1 pseudogene is annotated in these 526 nt (G+C 59.3%); it reads right to left on the bottom strand.

Annotated features, from left to right (window positions below):
- Positions 1-465 (bottom strand): annotated as a pseudogene (locus NW858_RS13080) (hypothetical protein); the annotation flags it as partial.
- Between the last annotated feature and the right edge of the window lie 61 nt (positions 466-526).

The following is a 526-nucleotide window of genomic DNA, read 5'->3' as shown; positions in this document are numbered from 1 at the left end:
CCGCAAGGGCCTGGTCTGATGCATCACCCATGCCCGCAACTCGAACGGGTCGTAGTCTTGCTTGTGCAGTTGTAGGCCACCGTATCCCAGAGGTAAGCTGGGCGCAGGCGCCACCCAAGCGGGCAGATCTCCGACTGAAGCAGTCAGAGGGCGGCCGGGCTCCGATTGAGACTGTTGGTAGAGGGGCTGGAGCTTGCTCAGGAGCATTTTGGCGACGCGGGCGTATTCAGCCTTCTTGTTGATCTGGTTGATAGCGTTGCGAAAACACTGGCCCAGAGCCTCAAGCGTGGCGTGCTCTCGGCAGAGCTGCTCCAACAGCGCCTTCAATTCCTCCTCGTTCAGCTTGCTGGCATTGCTTTCCCAACTGCGGGTGCAGGTGAAGTAAACCAACTTTTTCACCCGGTCTGCGTACCCGTCCCGCTGCACTTCTTGCACGACAAGGCGAAGGGGATCCGAGACTGCCATAGGGAGCTGCCGAGCGGAGGTGCGTGTATCTAAATCTACTAGGAAGGCTCCTCTGAGGCCC

This window comes from Synechococcus sp. H55.10, from assembly GCF_047502715.1.
GTDB lineage: Bacteria > Cyanobacteriota > Cyanobacteriia > Thermostichales > Thermostichaceae > Thermostichus.
The sequence above is the reverse complement of the archived record's forward strand: the minus strand, read 5'-3'. Positions and strand labels throughout refer to the sequence as shown.